The sequence below is a fragment of the Pseudoalteromonas sp. SWXJZ94C genome (assembly GCF_015864385.1).
Classification (GTDB): Bacteria; Pseudomonadota; Gammaproteobacteria; order Enterobacterales; family Alteromonadaceae; genus Pseudoalteromonas.
Genome location: NZ_JADYXF010000004.1, coordinates 132,955 through 151,714 on the forward strand (window position 1 = coordinate 132,955; position 18,760 = coordinate 151,714).

General features: G+C 37.8%; 18 protein-coding genes and 1 pseudogene. 10 read left to right on the forward strand and 9 right to left on the reverse strand.

What is annotated here, in order from left to right; genetic code table 11:
• Positions 1-7: 7 nt before the first annotated feature.
• From I6F65_RS02865 to I6F65_RS02895, 7 genes are all read right to left on the reverse strand, one after another.
• Positions 8-640 (reverse strand): NADH:ubiquinone reductase (Na(+)-transporting) subunit D, encoded by a 633-nt coding sequence (locus I6F65_RS02865; protein WP_008169732.1) that lies wholly within the window; start codon positions 638-640, stop codon positions 8-10.
• Entirely contained in the window at positions 640-1,392 is a 753-nt protein-coding gene (locus I6F65_RS02870) for a Na(+)-translocating NADH-quinone reductase subunit C (RefSeq protein WP_024612640.1), read from the reverse strand. The genes I6F65_RS02865 and I6F65_RS02870 overlap by 1 nt, the downstream gene beginning before the upstream one ends.
• Positions 1,385-2,587, reverse strand: a complete 1,203-nt coding sequence (locus I6F65_RS02875; RefSeq protein WP_024612641.1) for an NADH:ubiquinone reductase (Na(+)-transporting) subunit B — start codon at positions 2,585-2,587, stop codon at positions 1,385-1,387. The genes I6F65_RS02870 and I6F65_RS02875 overlap by 8 nt, the downstream gene beginning before the upstream one ends.
• Before the next feature lie 4 nt (positions 2,588-2,591).
• A complete protein-coding gene (locus I6F65_RS02880; protein ID WP_024612642.1) occupies positions 2,592-3,935 on the reverse strand; it encodes a Na(+)-translocating NADH-quinone reductase subunit A in 1,344 nt (447 codons plus the stop codon).
• 370 nt (positions 3,936-4,305) lie between these two features.
• Positions 4,306-5,499, reverse strand: a complete 1,194-nt coding sequence (gene fabV, locus I6F65_RS02885) for an enoyl-ACP reductase FabV (RefSeq protein ID WP_166113245.1) — start codon at positions 5,497-5,499, stop codon at positions 4,306-4,308.
• Positions 5,500-5,629: 130 nt separating this feature from the next.
• Positions 5,630-5,935, reverse strand: a complete 306-nt coding sequence (locus tag I6F65_RS02890; RefSeq protein ID WP_024612644.1) for a BolA family transcriptional regulator — start codon at positions 5,933-5,935, stop codon at positions 5,630-5,632.
• A 68-nt stretch (positions 5,936-6,003) separates the two neighbouring features.
• Entirely contained in the window at positions 6,004-6,606 is a 603-nt protein-coding gene (locus I6F65_RS02895) for an alpha-ketoglutarate-dependent dioxygenase AlkB (protein ID WP_166113248.1), read from the reverse strand.
• Positions 6,607-6,651: 45 nt separating this feature from the next.
• Between I6F65_RS02895 and I6F65_RS02900 the strand changes: the two genes are divergently transcribed.
• Genes I6F65_RS02900 through I6F65_RS02915 form a run of 4 tightly spaced genes read left to right on the forward strand, consistent with a single transcriptional unit; the run spans position 6,652 to position 10,395 of the window.
• Positions 6,652-7,785, forward strand: a complete 1,134-nt coding sequence (locus I6F65_RS02900; RefSeq protein ID WP_166113251.1) for a methyltransferase — start codon at positions 6,652-6,654, stop codon at positions 7,783-7,785.
• A gap of 7 nt (positions 7,786-7,792) precedes the next feature.
• Positions 7,793-8,347: a YajG family lipoprotein gene (locus I6F65_RS02905; RefSeq protein WP_166113254.1), complete on the forward strand. Its 555-nt coding sequence runs from the start codon at positions 7,793-7,795 to the stop codon at positions 8,345-8,347.
• A gap of 2 nt (positions 8,348-8,349) precedes the next feature.
• Positions 8,350-8,970 (forward strand): peptidylprolyl isomerase, encoded by a 621-nt coding sequence (locus I6F65_RS02910; RefSeq protein ID WP_024612648.1) that lies wholly within the window; start codon positions 8,350-8,352, stop codon positions 8,968-8,970.
• Between the two features lie 45 nt (positions 8,971-9,015).
• Positions 9,016-10,395 (forward strand): MFS transporter, encoded by a 1,380-nt coding sequence (locus tag I6F65_RS02915; RefSeq protein WP_166113257.1) that lies wholly within the window; start codon positions 9,016-9,018, stop codon positions 10,393-10,395.
• Between the two features lie 69 nt (positions 10,396-10,464).
• Here the strand turns inward: I6F65_RS02915 and I6F65_RS02920 are convergent, their stop codons facing one another.
• Positions 10,465-10,704 carry a helix-turn-helix transcriptional regulator gene (locus I6F65_RS02920; RefSeq protein WP_024612650.1) on the reverse strand — a complete coding sequence of 80 codons (240 nt, stop codon included), beginning with the start codon at positions 10,702-10,704 and terminating at the stop codon, positions 10,465-10,467.
• A 437-nt stretch (positions 10,705-11,141) separates the two neighbouring features.
• On the opposite strand from I6F65_RS02920, the gene I6F65_RS02925 reads away from it, so the two are divergent.
• Complete coding sequence (locus I6F65_RS02925) at positions 11,142-11,330, forward strand: hypothetical protein (protein ID WP_197111493.1); 189 nt, start codon at positions 11,142-11,144, stop codon at positions 11,328-11,330.
• Positions 11,331-11,378: 48 nt separating this feature from the next.
• Here the strand turns inward: I6F65_RS02925 and erpA are convergent, their stop codons facing one another.
• Positions 11,379-11,717 carry an iron-sulfur cluster insertion protein ErpA gene (gene erpA / locus I6F65_RS02930; protein ID WP_007376119.1) on the reverse strand — a complete coding sequence of 113 codons (339 nt, stop codon included), beginning with the start codon at positions 11,715-11,717 and terminating at the stop codon, positions 11,379-11,381.
• A gap of 324 nt (positions 11,718-12,041) precedes the next feature.
• Between erpA and I6F65_RS02935 the strand changes: the two genes are divergently transcribed.
• The 5 genes and pseudogenes from I6F65_RS02935 (at position 12,042) to I6F65_RS02955 (ending at position 18,619) form a co-directional block, all read left to right on the forward strand.
• Positions 12,042-13,724, forward strand: coding sequence for a chloride channel protein (locus I6F65_RS02935; RefSeq protein WP_024611929.1), 1,683 nt, complete (start codon positions 12,042-12,044; stop codon positions 13,722-13,724).
• A gap of 17 nt (positions 13,725-13,741) precedes the next feature.
• Positions 13,742-14,176 carry a CopD family protein gene (locus I6F65_RS02940; RefSeq protein WP_024611928.1) on the forward strand — a complete coding sequence of 145 codons (435 nt, stop codon included), beginning with the start codon at positions 13,742-13,744 and terminating at the stop codon, positions 14,174-14,176.
• Between the two features lie 98 nt (positions 14,177-14,274).
• A complete protein-coding gene (locus I6F65_RS02945) occupies positions 14,275-15,291 on the forward strand; it encodes an aspartate carbamoyltransferase (RefSeq protein ID WP_024611927.1) in 1,017 nt (338 codons plus the stop codon).
• Between the two features lie 35 nt (positions 15,292-15,326).
• Positions 15,327-16,607: a glutamate-1-semialdehyde 2,1-aminomutase gene (hemL, locus tag I6F65_RS02950; protein WP_166113265.1), complete on the forward strand. Its 1,281-nt coding sequence runs from the start codon at positions 15,327-15,329 to the stop codon at positions 16,605-16,607.
• Between the two features lie 170 nt (positions 16,608-16,777).
• Positions 16,778-18,619: pseudogene (locus tag I6F65_RS02955) on the forward strand (methyl-accepting chemotaxis protein).
• Positions 18,620-18,760 lie beyond the last annotated feature (141 nt).

The following is an 18,760-nucleotide window of genomic DNA, read 5'->3' on the forward strand; positions in this document are numbered from 1 at the left end:
GTGCCCCTTACGCTTTAGCTTCTACTTGGTCTTTCTTATAAGTACGAAGTACCCATATGAATAAACCAATGATGAAGAATGCACTCGGTGGTAATATTAATAGACCCATAGGTTGATACCAACCACCATCTTGTACTAATGGGATAATATCAACACCGAATAGTGTTCCTTTACCGAACAGTTCACGAATGAAACCAACAGTAAGTAAAACAACAGAGTAGCCTAAACCATTACCAATACCATCAAGGAATGACATGATTGGTGGCGACTTCATCGCATATGCTTCAGCACGACCCATTACAATACAGTTCGTAATAATTAGACCAACGAATACCGAAAGCTCTTTTGCCGTAGCATAAGAAAACGCTTGTAGTACTTGGTCAACAACAATTACTAATGATGCAATAATCGTCATTTGTACGATGATACGTACTGACGATGGGATCTGGTTACGTATTAGCGAGATAAAGAAGCTAGAAAACGCGGTAACCAATGTCAAAGCAATTGACATTATTAATGCATTTTTTAAGCTAGACGTTACCGCTAGCGCAGAACAAATACCAAGTACTTGTAATGCGATTGGGTTGTTAGCTAAAACCGGACCAAATAGGACCGCCTTCATTTCTTTAGTATCAGCCATTATTTCAACGCTCCTTTACGTACTTTCGCAAGGAAAGGGCCAAAGCCATTTTCGCCAGTCCAAAAATCAACTGCATGATCAACACCGTTAGACGTTAATGTAGCACCTGAAAGACCATCGATCTTATGCTCATCATTACCCGCAGTACCTTTAACAATTTGAATTGGAAGTTCTTTACCTTCCCATGTTGCAGTCCACTGTGGATTTTGGATTTCGCCACCTAAACCAGGAGTTTCATTATGCTTGTAAAAAATAATGCTCTTAACTGTTTCACCATCGCTTTCAAGCGAGATAAAACCGTACATTAAGCCCCATAAGCCATAGCCTTGGATAGGAAGAATGATTGCATCAATAGAGCCATCTTCTTTTTTAGAGATATACACCGGCGACTCTTTAGTCACACGTTGAATACCAGCAATATCTTTAACGCCTTTCTCTTTAAGAGAAACACTTAGCGCTGCATCATATTTGCTTTTTTCAAAGTCAAAGATTGTTGGGTCTGTATCTACAAACTCACCTGTAGTCATATTTACAACACGTGCTTCGATTTTAGCGTTAAATGTATCAGATACATTTTCTACTTTTTCGATACCCGCTGCAGATAGGATATTACTTTGAATATCTTTCTCTTTATTTGCTTGCTGTAAAGGACGAAGCTGTACAGAAGCAAACGATACAATGATTGCACACACTAAACATAGCGCTACAACAACTGATAACGTTTTACCGATTGATTCGTTATTACTAGACATTACGTGCCAACCTCCGCTTAATATTAGCTTGCACAACAAAGTGATCGAATAATGGTGCGAATAAGTTAGCAAATAAGATTGCTAGCATCATGCCTTCTGGGAAAGCAGGGTTCACAACACGGATCATAACCACCATAAAGCCAATTAATAGACCATATGCTAATTTACCTTTGTTAGTAAATGCAGCCGATACAGGGTCAGTAGCCATAAAGAACATACCAAACGCAAAACCACCAAGTACTAAATGCCAATACCAAGGCATTGCAAATACAGGGTTAGTTTCTGAGCCTACAGCATTTAATAAAAATGCAGTTGCTACCATACCTAGGAATACACCTAGTACAATGCGCCAAGAAGCAATACGAACGTAGATTAAGAATAAACCACCTACTAATAATGCAAGTGTAGATGTTTCACCTACAGAACCTTGAATGAAACCGTAAAACGCATTCCACCATAATTCCATGTTTGCAAAATCAAGTGTGCCAGCAAATGCTTGACCTAGCATAGTTGCACCAGAGAACGAATCTACTGCTGTCCATACTGTATCACCCGAGATTTGAGCTGGGTATGCGAAGAATAAAAACGCACGACCCGCTAAAGCTGGGTTTAAGAAGTTACGTCCCGTACCACCAAAGATTTCTTTAGCAATAACGACACCAAACGTAATACCAAGCGCAACTTGCCATAAAGGAATTGTTGCAGGCAAAATAAGTGCGAATAATACAGAAGTAACGAAGAAACCTTCATTTATTTCATGTTTACGCACTGAAGCAAAAATAACTTCCCAAAAACCACCTACAGCAAACGTTACTGCGTAAATTGGTAGGAAGAAACACGCTCCATAAAACATTTTAGCGCCCCAGCCTGCATCAGGTGTTAAAACACCACCTAATAACTGGAACAAACCAACCTGCCAAGAATTAGCTAGTTCAAAACCTTGTGCTAATGCACCAGCGGCCTGATGACCAATATTGAACATACCAAAAAACATAGCTGGAAACGTCGCCATCCACACTAAAATCATCATGCGTTTTAGGTCGATGTTATCGCGTACGTGTGTCGCGCCTTTATTTACGTAGCCAGGTGTATAAAAAATAGTTGCAGCTGCTTCATACAGTGCATAAAACTTTTCATATTTACCACCGGCTTCAAAATTCGGCTCGATATCTTCAAGATATTTTTTTAAACCCATCTCTCTAGCCTTCCTTCTCGATCGTTGATAAGCAATCGCGCAGGATAGAACCATACTCGTATTTGCCAGGACAAACGAAGGTACATAACGCTAAATCTTCTTCATCAAGTTCAAGCGCGCCTAATGAAATTGCACTGTCTAAATCGCGTGAAATTAAGTCACGTAATAATAGTGTCGGCAAAATATCTAACGGCATTACGCGCTCGTAGCTACCAATTGGTACCATGGCACGTTTTGAACCACCTGTTGACGTTGTCATTTTAAATAAACGACTTGGCGCAAGGTGAGAAAGGAATGAACGCGTTACAGAAAATTTATCACTACCTGGTGCAATCCAGCCAAACAATTCTTTTTCGCGACCTTCAAGTAATACTGAAACTTGAACGTGGTAACGACCTAAGAATGCATGAACACCGTTTGAAGTAGAGCCTGATAATACCGAACCAGAAATAACACGGTTATCACCGTCTTCTAATTCACCAGCCACTAAATCATCCAATGAAGCACCTAATTGTGTTTTCACTAAACGAGGGTTTTTAACACGTGGACCTGCAAGCGAAATAACACGAGTCGTGTAAATCTCACCAGTGAGGAATAAGTGACCATACGCAATAACGTCTTGGTAACCAATATGCCAAACTTGTTTGCTAACAGATACAGGGTCAAGATTATGGATATGAGTGCCTACAAGACCAGCCGGATGTACACCACTAAACTCATGTACTTCTACTTGAGCTATAGATGAACTAGGAATTTTACTGCCAGCTCGCTTACAAACAAATACCTTACCATCGGTCAAACGCGAAACAACAGCTAAACCTGCTTCGAATGCTTGCGCATTTTCGGCAATAATTACCGCAGGATCTGCAGCAAGAGGATTTGTGTCGGTTGCGGTCACAAAAATAGAACTAGGATTTGCATCCACAGCCGCTACTTTGCTAAACGGGCGAGCACGAAGTGCTGTCCATTGACCAGATTGTATAAGTACTTCTTTGGCTTTTTCACGATCTAAGCTTGTAAGCTCAGTTTCAGAGAAAGAGTCAAAGGTGATTTGCTCACTGCCGTTTACTTCAATAACAACAGATTGCAGCACACGTTTAGCACCACGATTTATTTCTTTTACAACACCAGAAGCTGGTGCGGTAAATAGGACGCCTGGGTTCTTTTTATCTTCAAAAAGTACCTGGCCTTTTTTAACTTGGTCATCCATACGGATATGCATGGTTGGACGCATACCAATAAACTCTTCACCTAGCACAGCTACACGTTTGACGGGAGAACCGTCGTGAATAACTTGCTGAGGTGCGCCCTCTATGGGTAAATCCAGACCTTTTTTTATGTTGATCATACGCACTTGCACTACATTAACGGAAAGAAACTGAAAAATCGTACCAACCACGTCGCCATTTAGCTATTCCAAGTTATTTCAATGTATAAAAGAACAACTCGCTATGAATACCAAACAAGCAACGCAGTAAAAACTCTTCACATATTGCCTCAATTTTAACACCATTGTGGGTGACTATGCGAGTGTATTTATGAAAATTATACGAGAGATATGCTTATTTGGATTTGTTAAGTGCATTTAATAAAATTTAAGTTAGACCAAAGTGGTAGCTTAGGCAACGATTACTGTTTTTCATTACAATTTATTAATAAACCTAAAAAACAAAAAAAGTCGCACTAGGCGACTTTTTAATTACATATTTTAGAAAAGATTAATCAATCATATTTGCAATTGCTTTAACCGAATCTACATCTTGGTCATAATCTACACTATCGATGCCAAAACCAAACAAACGTAAAAATTCGTTATGGTAACCAACATAATCTGTTAACTCATCAATACTGCTTGTATCTACTTTATCCCAAACTGCTTGAACACGCGCTTGAACGTCGTCTTCTAACTCTTTATAGTTTTGGAATAAATGACCGCCGTCATCAAAACGTGGCGTATCACCATACAAGTTTTCACTAAATAGAGCCTGAATTTGCTCAATAGTGCCTTCATAAGTTCCATCAGCCTTCATTACTTTAAATAATGCAGAGATATATAAAGGCATAATCGGGATAGCTGAGCTTGCTTGCGTTACTACTGCGTTAAGTGACGACACATACGCTTCGCCATTTAAGTCTTTTGTAGATTCTTTAATTGCAGCAGTTGCGCGGTCTAAATCTTCTTTTGCTTTACCGATAGTTGCATGTCCGTATATTGGCCATGTTAACTCTTTGCCGATATACGTGTAGGCAGTGGTTTTAAAGTTATCAGCTAATACATCCGCTTCTTTTAATGCGTCAATCCACATTTCCCAATCTTCGCCACCCATAACTTTAATAGTGTTATCGATATCGTCTTGATTTGCTGCTTCAACTGTAATTTCATCAATTTCACGTTTTGACGTGTTAAGGTTTTTAGTTGTAACGGCGTTGCCAATTGGCTTTAACGTAGAAGAGAAAACTTCACCTGTATTAGGATCGGTACGACGCGGTGATGCCAAGCTATATATAATTAAATCTACTTTGCCTAAATCGGCTTTAATAGTATCAATAGCTTTTTGTTTTATTTCGTTTGAAAACGCATCGCCATTAATATTTTTAGACCAAAGACCCGCTTCATCAGCAGCTTCTTGAAATGCTGCGGTATTATACCAACCAGCAGAACCTGTTTTACGCTCAGTGCCTTCTTTTTCAAAGAAAATACCTAACGTTTTAGCTCCACCACCAAATGCGGCTGTAATACGCGAAGCAAGACCGTAGCCTGTAGATGCGCCAATAACTAATACATTCTTTGGTGCATTTTTTAATGCGCCTTGCTGTTTTACATAGTTAATTTGTTCTTGAACATGCTCGCTACAGCCCACTGGGTGTGCGTTGGTACAGATAAATCCACGAATTTTAGGCTTAATGACCATTGATGATCCTATATCTTTACAATAAAAATTAGCGCTAGTTTAAAGGCTAATACTAAAAACACTGATCTGATCAGTTAATAGTGAATGCTAAAGCTGATCAAATTCTTATAAATTAACTATCTGCTTAGACTTACTTAGATCCACCTAAACAATTTGGTGAATCAGGTGCTTCACCGCCCTGCTCAGTAAATTCATCAGGTGTATAAGTATGGATTGCTAATGCATGAATATGATTTGCTAACTCATCTTTTAAAATTTCATTGATTTCACGATGACGTTGTAAAAGGCGTTTACCTGCAAATTCTTCACTTACTACAATTACTTTAAAATGTGACTCAGTGCCTTTGCTGTGCATGTGGCTTTCGTTGATTACATTTAAATGCTTACAAGCTATAGCATTACTGATTTTTTCTTGAATTTGTTGCTGCATTGACATAAAACCATTTTTGTAGCTAATTTATATAGTTATCATAACAAGTAGCTAAGCCTGTTGGCTAACTAAAATTATCGTTGCGTAACTTGCTTAATATACCTAAACGTTAAACTTATTCTCGGATGAGCTAATGTAGTTTGCTTTGGTATTGCATGTTGGTAATCGCGCTGACTGTCGCCACTCATTATTAAACAGCTACCACTTTGCAACTTTAAATCCGTTACTTTATTTGTAGATTTTTGCTTAAGTTTTAAAACGCGCTCAGCCCCAAGCGATATGCAAATTATTGTAGGTTGATGACCAAGCTCTATTTCGTCGTCACTGTGCCAGCCCATTGTATCGTTGCCATCTCTGTAGTAATTAACGAGTAAAGAGTTTAATGGTTGATTTAAATGCTTCTCTAATCGCTTTCGCATTGCCAATAAAATATCAGGCCAAGGCTCTACTATTAATTTACTGTGAGAGTAGCCATCTTCAATATTATGCTCACTAATAAAACATTGTAGCCGCGGTATTGGACCTGTTTTAGAATAAACCGTTACGTTTGGCTGCTGCCAAATTAGATTTTTTTGCAAATAATAAAATAAATCGAGGCTTTTTTGTGCGCTAAGTGCCCTACTTTGATAAGAAAAGCCATTTGGTAACTGTTGGGGGTTGGCGTTTTGCCGTTGCATGTTAGAATTTACCTACATTATTAGTTTACTGATCAAAAAACCATTATGACGACGCAAGCCCAGCTAGGCGATAAAACCTTTACTCTTGAACGCTTTCCTTTGGATCAAAAAAACCGCAGTTTACAAGCGTGGGATTCAGCAGATGAGTACCTTATCAATTATGTTAACGAACATCACCCAGATTGTCGCTCACTGCTTATTTTAAACGATAGCTTTGGTGCACTTGCTTGTAGTTTTAATCAATTAACGGTTTGTTCAGTTAATGATTCTTATATTAGCCACCAAGCTGTGGCGTATAACTTACAAATAAACAAACTATCTACTGCGCAATTTAGCCAAATAGATAGCTTGTCAGCATTGCCTAATGATGTTGATTTAGTTCTGATAAAAATACCGCGTAACGTAGGTTTTTTACAGTTTCAGCTAAGTGAATTAAGCGAAATACTTGCACCAGGCACACCAGTCATTGCAGCAGGTAAAACAAAAGAAATTCATAATTCAACAATAAAATCATTCGAGCAATTTATTGGTGATACTAAAACAAGCTTAGCAGTTAAAAAATCACGCCTTATATTAAGCACGGCTAAAGGCGGATATAAAGCAGCCGACTTTCCTGTGAGCTGGGAACTAGAAGGCACTGAATTTAATATAACTAACCATGCAAATGTGTTTTCGCGTGATTCGTTGGATATTGGTGCGAGATTCTTTTTTAATTACCTCCCAGAGACTAAAAAAGAAACTAGTATAATCGATTTAGGCTGTGGTAACGGTGTTGTTGGCGTAATGGCGCTTGCTCGCTGTCCTAAAGCATCTGTTACGTTTGTTGATGAATCATACATGGCGGTTGAATCTGCACGATTAAATGTAGAACAAAATATGCCTGAACAGTTTGATAACTGTCAGTTTATCGAAAACGATTGTTTAACCGATTTCACTCAAGACAGTGTAGACATGGTTTTATGTAACCCGCCATTTCACCAAGCTCAAGCGGTAACAGACCACATTGCATGGCAAATGTTTAAACAAGCCAAAGAAACACTTAAGGAAGGCGGTGAGTTGCGTATTATAGGAAACCGTCATTTAGACTATCACGATAAACTAAATCGTATGTTTGGTAACTGTAAGCTACTAGGTTCAAACAAAAAGTTTGTAGTACTTAGCGCAACTAAAAACTATTAGGAACATAATGATTAAAATTATTTTTAGCCTATGCACATTATTTATATTATCTGCATGCGCTCAGCAACCTAATCAAGTAATACTTAACCCTGTTTATAAAAGTGGTCAAATTAGTTCAATAAACACGAGTTTAAGTAGTAGTGTAATTGATTTACGTGGCGATACTTCAACTCTTAAGCTTATTGAATCTGATAAAACTAAAACCTTTGCAAGCCAAGGTATTACCGAGTCAGTTAAAAGCGTTTTAGACAGTGCATTAAGTAGAAACGGTGCCAGTATTTCTAACCTAGCGCCTGTGCGCTTTGAAGTAGATATCCACGCGCTTCAAGCTGTTGTAACCGAAAAACTAATGAGCCACACGAGTGAAGCCAAAATAGAGCTTGGTATTAGGGTTATTCGCTCTAACAGCAACTTTAGTAAGATATACAGAGGTAGTGCTAATTTAGAAGGCCCTTTTAGTCACGATAGAGCTAAAATAGAAGGCCAACTCAATAAGTTGACTGAACAAATAATTACCCGCATTGTATCTGACCCTGAATTAATCGAATTTTTAGAAGGTTAACTATGAAACGACTTTTTTTAATCTGCTTAGGCTTATTTTTTAGTGTAAGTAGCTTAGCAGCCCAAGAAGGCCGCTTTGTACAAAAAGATAATATTTTTCCGCGAGTAGAAATTGTAACGTCGATGGGGAGTATTGTGGTCGAACTTGATCGCTCGAAAGCACCTATTACGGTTAATAACTTTTTGACTTACGTGTCTGATAAAAGCTATCAAGGCAGTGTTTTTCACCGTATTGAACGCGATGTAGAAAACGACCGCGACTTTGTAATTCAAGGCGGTGGGTACGATAAAGACTATGATGGCTTACATGAAAATGATCCTATTTTTAATGAAAGCGGCAATGGTTTAAAAAATGATATGTACAGCATTGCCATGGCTTATCAAGACCGTCAACCTCACTCAGGAACTCGTCAGTTCTTTTTTAACATGGACAACAACGATCATTTAAATCCAGGTAAAGATTGGGGATTCGCTGTATTTGGTAACGTAATGGATGGCTACGATACACTTGATAAAATTATGACAGTAGAAACCGGTTTTAACGAAAAAATTGGCTACGATTTTGTACCAAAAACTCCCGTTGTTATTTTAAATATTAAATTGCTTGAGCAAACACCATTATAATTAATGAGGTGCAGTTAAACTGCACCCGCCCTCAATGAAGGCCCTATGAGCAGAACACTCTCAATCCGTGAATACTTTTCTTATTTTAAAGATAAACGCTTAATCAATATTTTTATATTTGGTATGAGCAGCGGATTTCCGTGGGTACTCATTGGCTCAGTGATGTCTGCATGGCTTAAAGATGAAGGTTTAAGCCGCAGTATGATTGGCTTATTTGGCATTGTATTTGGTGCATACAGTATTAACTTTTTGTGGTCGCCTTTAATTGATCGTACAAAACTTCCTTTTTTATACAAACTATTAGGTCAGCGCCGTAGTTGGATACTCTTCTGCCAAAGCTTTATATTAATTGGTGTACTGCTATTGGCGGGGCTTGATTTAAAAGAAAATTTAGCACTTGTCGCTGCAATTTGCTTATTAATAGCAATTGCTTCTGCAACACAAGATATAGCAATTGATGCATTTAGAATAGACTCCTTAAGCGAAAACGAATCTCATAAAGCAACAGCAGCTGCCGCTATGGCAACCTCTGGTTGGTGGACAGGTTATGCGCTTTTAGGCGCCATTCCATTTTACATGGCTGATATCCCCTCGCTCGATTGGCCCCAAATTTATTACTTTTTAGCTGCTGTAATGCTGCTGCTAATGAGTGGAGTATTATTTGCTAAAGAGCCTAAGTCTAACAGAGAGGTTGTGCATGCTGAGCTAGAGCGTGTATATCTCGAAAAGCTAGCCTCTTCAAAACACACCCCAGTCACAAAAACAGTAGCATGGCTTGCTGTTACAGTAATTGATCCATTTAGAGCTTTTTTTGCTAAAAATGGTGTTAAGACAGCACTTGCACTACTTGCATTTATTTTCTTGTTTAAAATAGGTGAGGCTTTTTTAGGCCGCATGTCGATCGTTTTTTATAAAGAAATTGGCTTTAGTAATAGCGACATTGCGACATTTTCAAAAGTTGGTACAGCGGTACTTACTATTATATTTACCTTTGTTGGCAGCTTATTTAATCAAAAGTACGGCATTGTTAAAGGCTTATTTATAAGCGGAATTGCAATGGCGGCTTCAAACTTGGTGTTTTCATGGATTGCTTTAGTGGGTCCTGATTTAAGATTATATGCCTTCGCTATAGTTATTGACGGATTTACGCAAGCATGGTCATTAGTGGCTATGGTGGCATTTATATCAATGCTATGTGACAGAGCATTTAGCGCAACGCATTACGCTTTATTAGCATCATTAGGGAACTTAGGAAGAACATTACTTTCGAGTTACAGTGGTGTAGTTATAGACGACTGGTTAAATGGTAACTGGTCGTTATTCTTTATTCTTACCGCATTAATGGTCATACCATCGCTGGTGTTTTTGTATTTAATTAGGCATAAGCTATACGAGCTTGAAAGAAATTATCATAAAAATATTTAATGCATCCCTGCATTAATTTATTGCTTAGATATTTTAAGTGCTACTCAAAGTAAGCTAAGCAATTTATCGTTAATCTACTTTAAGTAAACTTAAAGCTTCATACGGGTCAGCTTCCAGCGCAGTACAATAACGAACAAATTCAATTACATCTAAACGGCGTTCTTGATTCTCAATTTTGCCGATAAATGAATGAGGTGTACCAAGCACTTGTGCTAGGCTGCGCATTGTATGCCCTTTTTCATGTCGCTTACTTTTAAGCCACTTTGTTAGCTTTGCGTTTTCTTCTGAAGAAACGGTCTTGCCCATCATTTTACATCTCCTACTAGATGATTTGACATACCAATTAAAGTAGCAGTCTATCAATAGCTGTAGGTAAGCAAGTAGCGATACTACTTTACTTAAATAGCAAAACTACTTGCTAATTAAGCACGTATTGCTACTTACCTCCACCCACATAGCCAAAAATAATGCTAATAATGTGGTATAGATTTTTTTGGGAATGAAATTTTGCCCGTCTCATTCTTGGATACATTATATACTATTAACACATGGGTTAAATAATTAATTACATTCTCGGTACAGATTTATCATGCTCAAACATTTATAAACGCTGAACAATCAACCTAAGTTATCAGAAAATATTAAAAAATCACATCATTCACATGAAAAATATTAATAAATATTTATTTCATTTTAATGTTACACGTTTATCATTAAGCAATAATTAATGCTAAGAAGGTTAGATGATGTTCAGATTGCTTTTTTTATTACCTATTGTTTTGTGTTTAGGCTGGTATTTTTTTCTACGTAAAAATGGCGTACCTATTAAGCAAGGTAAAAAAGGATTTATGTATATTTTAGCTTTTTCGGTTTTTGTGCTTGGATTTTTTGTATTAATAATGCAAATAACCGAATTTACTCCTAGTGAATTTTAAGCATTAAAAAAGCCGCTTAAGCGGCTCTAATATTTTTAGTCGTTACTTTTAAACGCTAAAGCTTGCACCACAACCACATGTTGTTGTTGCGTTTGGATTTGAAACAAAAAAGCGCGCGCCCTCAAGTCCCTCGGTGTAATCAACCTCACCATCAACTAAATATTGAATGCTCATAGGGTCAACCACTAAGGTTACGCCATTTTTCACTATTTCTAAATCGCCTGGGTTCGCTTTTTCATCAAAAGTAAAACCATATTGAAAACCTGAACAACCGCCACCTGTTACGTAAACACGTAGTTTTAGTTCTGGATTTTCTTCTTCGTCGATTAACTGTTTAACACGAACAGCAGCTGCATCGCTGAACTTTATTGGTAATTCTTCAGACATTTTAAAACCCTCAATATCGTAATGGCGTGATTATCTAATACCCGAGTGTTTTAATCAAGTATAGTAAAACAACTCTTTGCACTAAGTTATATCTATAGTTTCATAAAAAAAAACATTGAGGCAATATAAACTTAAATTAGTATTAATTTAGTTTAATTGTCCCTTTATTAGGTATAAATTCATTTAAAATATGGTCTTTAAACGATAGAAATTACTCATAAATATAAATTGTTAATATAAGTTACTAATTTTGCAAAATCGCAAGGACTTAATGATTCGCTTTTGATAAACTGCTCGCTGAAAAATACGGCGAGGAAATAACGCATGTGGCTTGAGCAACTCAGGCGTCGACTGGCAAAACCTAAAACATCTGTACAGTTATGCCTATTAGGCGTAAGTGCCGGATTGATTGCTGCATTTTTTATTATTTTATTTCGTTTAACTATTTTATTTTTTCAAAGCTTATTTTTAGAAACCCCTGACGACTTTACTACACTGCCAACACTCGAACGTGTATTAATGCCGCTCATTGCTGCATTTTTAATAGCTTCTTTTGCCGCCTTTACAGGCTTTAAGCATTACCGCTTAGGTATCCCTTTTGTTATTCACCGAATTAAACGCCATTACGGACAAATGCCTCTTTATAACACTGTAAATCAGTTTGTTGGTGGAGCATTGGCACTCATTAGTGGCTTTTCGGTTGGTAGAGAAGGACCTTCTGTTCACTTAGGTGCGACGGGCGCAAGCCTCTTAGCGAATAAACTTCACTTACCTTATAACGCCATGCGTACCTTAAGTGGTTGCGGTGTTGCAGCAGGAATAGCTGCTTCATTTAACACCCCTCTTGCAGCCGTTATTTTTGTAATGGAAGTGGTACTTAGGGAATATAAAGTACATATATTTGTACCTATTATGCTTGCTGCCGTTACTGGTGCACTTGCCACACAATTTGTTTTTGGTGAAGGCTCTGAGCTAGCACTCATTACTATTGCTCCGCTAAGTGGTTGGCATTATCCATACTTAATATTATGTGGCATGGCATTAGGTGCAATTGCTTACAGTTTTAACCAAAACTTAATGCTTATTATTAAAACATTTAAACCTTTAAGCATGTTCCCTCGTTTATTAATTGCAGGCTGCATTGCCAGTGTAATCGCTTATGCAGTTCCACAAGCTATGGGCTCTGGTATGAGTGCAATTACCATTGCAGTTGAATCACCTGATAACGTAAAGCTACTAACGACTATTTTAATTGCTAAATTACTCGCCACGTTGTTTGCGATTGGTTTAGGTATTCCTGGTGGCTTAATTGGCCCTGTTATCGGGCTAGGTGTATTAGTTGGCACCCTTATGGCGTTTTTCGCACAATATATTAGCCCAGGTACAGATATAGCAGGAACTTACGCTGTTTTAGGTATGGCAGGATTAATGGCTGCTACCTTACATGCGCCACTTGCTGCATTAACTACGGTTATGGAATTAACCTCTTCTCCAGAAATAATAGTGCCAGCAATGATTGTTATAACAACCGCTTATGTAACTGCATTACAAGTATTTGGTAACCGCTCTATATTTTTACAGCAACTTGATTTTCAAGACTTACCCTATCATGTATCCCCTGCGACAGAAGCACTGCAAAAAGTGGGGATAATGGATGATATGGATGAGGACTTTAAACTTCTTTACTCAGACGATAAAGAGCAAATAAAAAACACGCTTGATGCTATGGACAGTCAAACTCCGCTTATTGTATTTGACGAAGAGAATGGCTATAGGCTTGCCGAATATGATTTAAGTTTAATGTCTGATCAAGCAATTAATTTAAACTACATAAACTTGCAAGGAATAAGCAGCCAAGCTACGTTAGCTGATGCATTTGATATTTTAAAAGATAAACGCAGTGGTGCATTGTATGTGTATAACCTTTTAGATGATCAACAAATTATGGGGCTGTTACGCTGGGATCAAATAAACAATATTTTGACTATACGTAATAGCTTACTTTAAACAATGGCGAGAACATTATGAGCGCATTATTAATTTATAAAACTCTGCATATATTTTTTATGATTGCTTGGTTTGCTGGCATTTTTTACCTACCACGATTATTTGTATATCACGCAATGAGTGAAGAGAGATCTTGCAACTCTATGCTTAAAGTAATGGAGCGCAGGCTACTTTACTTTGTCACTCCATTTGCCGTTTTAACAGCCGTTTTTGGTGTATTAACAATTGTTGAATATGGTCGTGATTGGTTTAGATACAGTATGTGGCTACATTATAAACTCGTACTCGTTATTATTTTATACCTATACCACGGCTACTGTTTTAAATTACTCGCTGATTTTAAACACGACAGAAACACTAAAACAGATCGCTTTTACCGTATTTTTAATGAGCTTCCCGTTATTGCATTACTTATTATTGTTGCATTAGCGGTGATAAAACCAAGCTTGTAAATCAGCTCAATGAATACCTTATATTTGCTATAATACGCGCGATTGCGTGCCCCATTTTATGGGTTATCGCGCCCTTTTGAATAAATAGGAATAATCCCATGTTAAGTTTCCAAGGTGAAAATATACTATCAGTAGGTCAACTTGACCGAGATTGTATTGAACGTATTTTTGCAGTCGCTAAAAAAATGGAGCCTTATGCAAAAAAACAAAAGCGTACCAACGTACTTGAAGGCGCAATTTTAGCAAACTTATTTTTTGAACCAAGTACTCGCACACGAGTAAGTTTTGGTACAGCCTTTAATTTACTTGGTGGTTTAGTTCGTGAAACAACAGGCATGCAAAGTTCGGCACTGGCTAAAGGTGAATCGTTATACGATACAGCACGTGTTATTTCAGCCTACGCTGATGCGGTAGCTATGCGCCACCCTGACTCAGGTTCAGTAAGTGAATTTGCTACAGGGTGCACAGTACCGGTTATTAATGGGGGTGACGGTCCAAATGAGCATCCAACTCAAGCTTTGCTTGATTTGCTTACAATTGAGCGTGAGTTAAGTCGTTTTGATCAAAATATCGACGGTATGCATATTGCCCTTGTTGGCGATTTAAAATACGGACGTACGGTACATTCACTTTCAAAACTGTTATGCCATTATAAAAATGTAAAATTTTCGATGGTTGCACCCGATGGCTTACAAATGCCTGATTACATTTTAGATGCGGTCGATAATGCGGGTCATAAAATTGAACTAGTAAACAAAATGGAAGGCAATTTAGCGGCCGATATCGTTTACCAAACCCGCATACAAGAAGAACGCTTCCCTTCTCAAGAAGAAGCGAATAAATACCGTGGTGGTTTTAGAATAAGCCAGTCTATTTACAGCGAACATTGTAAAACTAACTCTATTCTTATGCACCCGCTTCCACGCGACAGTCGTATTGAAGCCAATGAGCTTGATAATGACTTAAACGCGAATGACAATTTAGCTATATTTCGCCAAGTACAAAATGGCGTATTAATCCGAATGGCTCTGTTTGCTTTAACTCTCGGTGTAGAAAATAAAGTCGAGAAGTATGAAGTAGACGTGCCTTGGTTTAGCCGTAAACGCGATAGCTAATCCCACTTTTTTTGTGACAAACAATAGGATTTTTCATGACAATTAGCCAAGACTTATTTGAACGCGCTCAAGCGTCTATTCCAGGTGGTGTAAATTCGCCAGTACGTGCATTTAACGGCGTAGGTGGCACACCACTTTTTATAACCAAAGCAGAAGGCGCGTTTACATTTGATGCCGATGGTAATCGTTATATTGATTATGTTGGCTCTTGGGGCCCTATGATTATGGGTCACAACCACCCTGCGATTAAAAAAGCAGTGCATGACGCAGTAGAAAATGGCCTTAGCTACGGTGCGCCAACCGAAGCTGAAATTTTAATGGCTGAAAAAGTAAAAGAACTCGTACCATCAATCGAAAAAGTGCGCATGGTAAGCTCAGGCACTGAAGCAACGATGAGTGCAATTCGCTTAGCACGTGGCTTTACTGGTCGCGATAAAATATTAAAGTTTGAAGGTTGTTACCATGGTCATGCCGACTCTTTATTAGTTAAAGCCGGCTCTGGTGCACTAACTATGGGCGTACCTAATTCTCCAGGTATTCCTGAGGACTTTGCTAAACATACACTTACGGTATCGTTTAATAACCTAGATGAAGTAAAAGCTATTTTTGCAAAATATGCAGACGAAATTGCCTGTATTATTGTAGAGCCGGTAGCAGGCAACATGAACTGCATTCCTCCGGTAGCAGGCTTTTTAGAAGGTTTGCGTGATGTATGTGATGAATATAAGTCAGTACTTATTTTTGATGAAGTAATGACGGGTTTTCGTGTTGCACTTGGCGGCGCACAAGCTTATTACAATATTAAACCAGACCTTACGTGTTTAGGTAAAGTAATTGGCGGCGGCATGCCTGTTGGCGCATTTGGTGGTAAAACCGAAATAATGGATTACATTGCCCCTGTAGGACCAGTTTACCAAGCTGGTACACTTTCTGGTAACCCTATTGCAATGGCTGCTGGTTTAAAATCACTTGAACTATTAAGTGAGCCTGGCTTGCACGATAAATTAGAGGCAATTTCGAAGGCTATTTGTGAAGGCTTTGAAGCGGGCGCTAAAAAAGCAGGTATTGCATTAACGACTAATTATGCTGGCGGTATGTATGGATTCTTTTTCACTGATGCTGAAAAAGTAACAACGTACAAGCAAGCAACTGAATGCGACCTAGAGCGCTTCAAACGCTTTTTCCACCTTATGCTTGAAGAAGGTGTTTACCTTGCACCATCGGCATTTGAAGCTGGTTTTGTATGTGCTGCACACACTGAGCAAGAAGTTAACGATACAATTGCAGCAGCTGAGCGTTCTTTCGCTAAACTATAAAAATCTAACTTTTACGTTTATTAAACTCTTGTTTTAATAAACGTAATTAAGACTAAAGATTGAAAAAAGCCCTTCTGGGCTTTTTTTATTTGTAAAGTAATATAAATGAATAATAATTAAGTAAAATCAGGTCTATTTATTATTACAATTATAAAAATAAAGAGAGTCTAATGTCAGGATTAAGAGAGTTTACTGCCCCTGCAATTAAGCTAATGGCAAACTTAAAATACAAAACAAAAATAAGCCTCATGTTTGGCATATTGCTACTCCCTCTTGCTCTGAGTTTATTTTTTTTAGTGTCACTACTGGGTGACAGCATTAACGTTTCAAAAATGCAGCAACAAGGCTTAAAAGGTTACAAAGCTATATTTAACAATCAAATGCAGGGAATAAACGGTCAAAACATTAAAGTAGCTCGTACATTAGGATTCACAATAAAAGATAATCAGGCAGACGATATACTCGAGCTTATTTCTATTCAATCAAACTTAGCACTCGATAGTCAACTTGCCAGCGCTTATGTTAACCGCGCTCTCGTCACACCAATTCCAGCATTAATGATGCAAATAAATTTAACGACTGAAAGTGCAAACACGGTAATTACCAATAACCGATTTACACCGGATACATTTATCGCACTCTCAAATTTAAGTAAATCACTACCATTATATGAAGAGCAATTAAGTAACACTTTAAATGTAGCAATAACAGCAGAAAAATCCGTTCATAAAGAACTTAACCCTCTTTTAAAGCAATTACAAAATGCGGTATATACCTTTAAAAATGCTATAGATAAAAAACTACTTGAACCCGACAACATAGAATTAAATAAAAATTAATTTACACAACTAACTGAAAACGTAAATAATAATATAAGCCTTCTAATTAATAAAAGTATTCCAACTTTAGAAACCTTAGTAAAAAACAAATTACAAACTCAACAATGGACTCGTAACATTGTCTTAATAGCCTCAGTACTTAGTTTAACCTTTGCTTTTTACTTAATGGTCGGTTTTTACTTTGCCGTAGTTGATACAATTAATCGGTTTTCAGAAGCGGCTAATAAAGCTGCCAACGGTGATTTAAAAGCAACGCTTCACTCAAGTGGTAATGATGAAATGAGCATTATTGCATTGCAATATAACGCTTTGCTTAACGCTTTTTCTGATCTGCTATCTGATGTAAAGGCAAGTACAGTAGAGCTTTGTGATGCAACTAAATCACTATCACACGCAAGCAGTCAAACAAGTGATGATGTTACTAAACAACAAGCGCTTGTAAATGCTATCCATAATTCATTAAGTGATATGGCGCAAAGTGCACACGCAGTGGAAGAATCGGCTCATCAAGCGACCATAACGGCTCAAGATGCTGCTATACATGTTAAACAAGGATCAGACAATACGATGGAGCTTGCTAAATATATGCAAGATCTACAAATTGAATTTGCTGAAAGCCAACAAGCTCTTGATAAACTTGCCCAAGATAGCCAAGAAATCAGCAAAGTAAGTAAAGGTATTAGCGAAATTGCCGATCAAACAAATTTACTCGCACTTAATGCAGCCATTGAAGCAGCTAGAGCCGGTGAGCATGGTAGAGGTTTTGCCGTTGTTGCCGATGAAGTAAGGACGCTTGCTCAGCGTACTCAAATTCAAACTCAAGAAATTCACCAAATTATTAGTTCTTTACAGCAAGCGTCTGACGATACGCAACAAAAAATGCGTTCTAGCGTTAGCAAAATGGAGCAATCTGTAAAAGCCGCAACAGAAACAAATACCGTATTACAAAGCGCTGAACTTAGTATGGGTGATATAAAACATCAAGGTGAAGTAATTGCAGAACGTGTTAAGCAACAGTCTGATGCAACAACACATGCACTAAGCAACTCGAAAGAAGTAAGTTCATTAGCAGATCATACACTCGTCTCTGCTCAATCAACGTTACAAGATGCGCAGCAACTTTCTCGCTTATCGAGTGATTTGACAAGATCAATGAGCTTTTTTAAGTCGTAAAACTAGCAACAGTTCATAGGTTGGATCTTAAGGAATAAAACTTGAAAACATGCTCTGAATTTGTTCTGATAGTAATCGCCAAACCACTATCTATCCCAAAAGCAGAGCATGAATAAATATAATACTGAGTTAAACAAAATA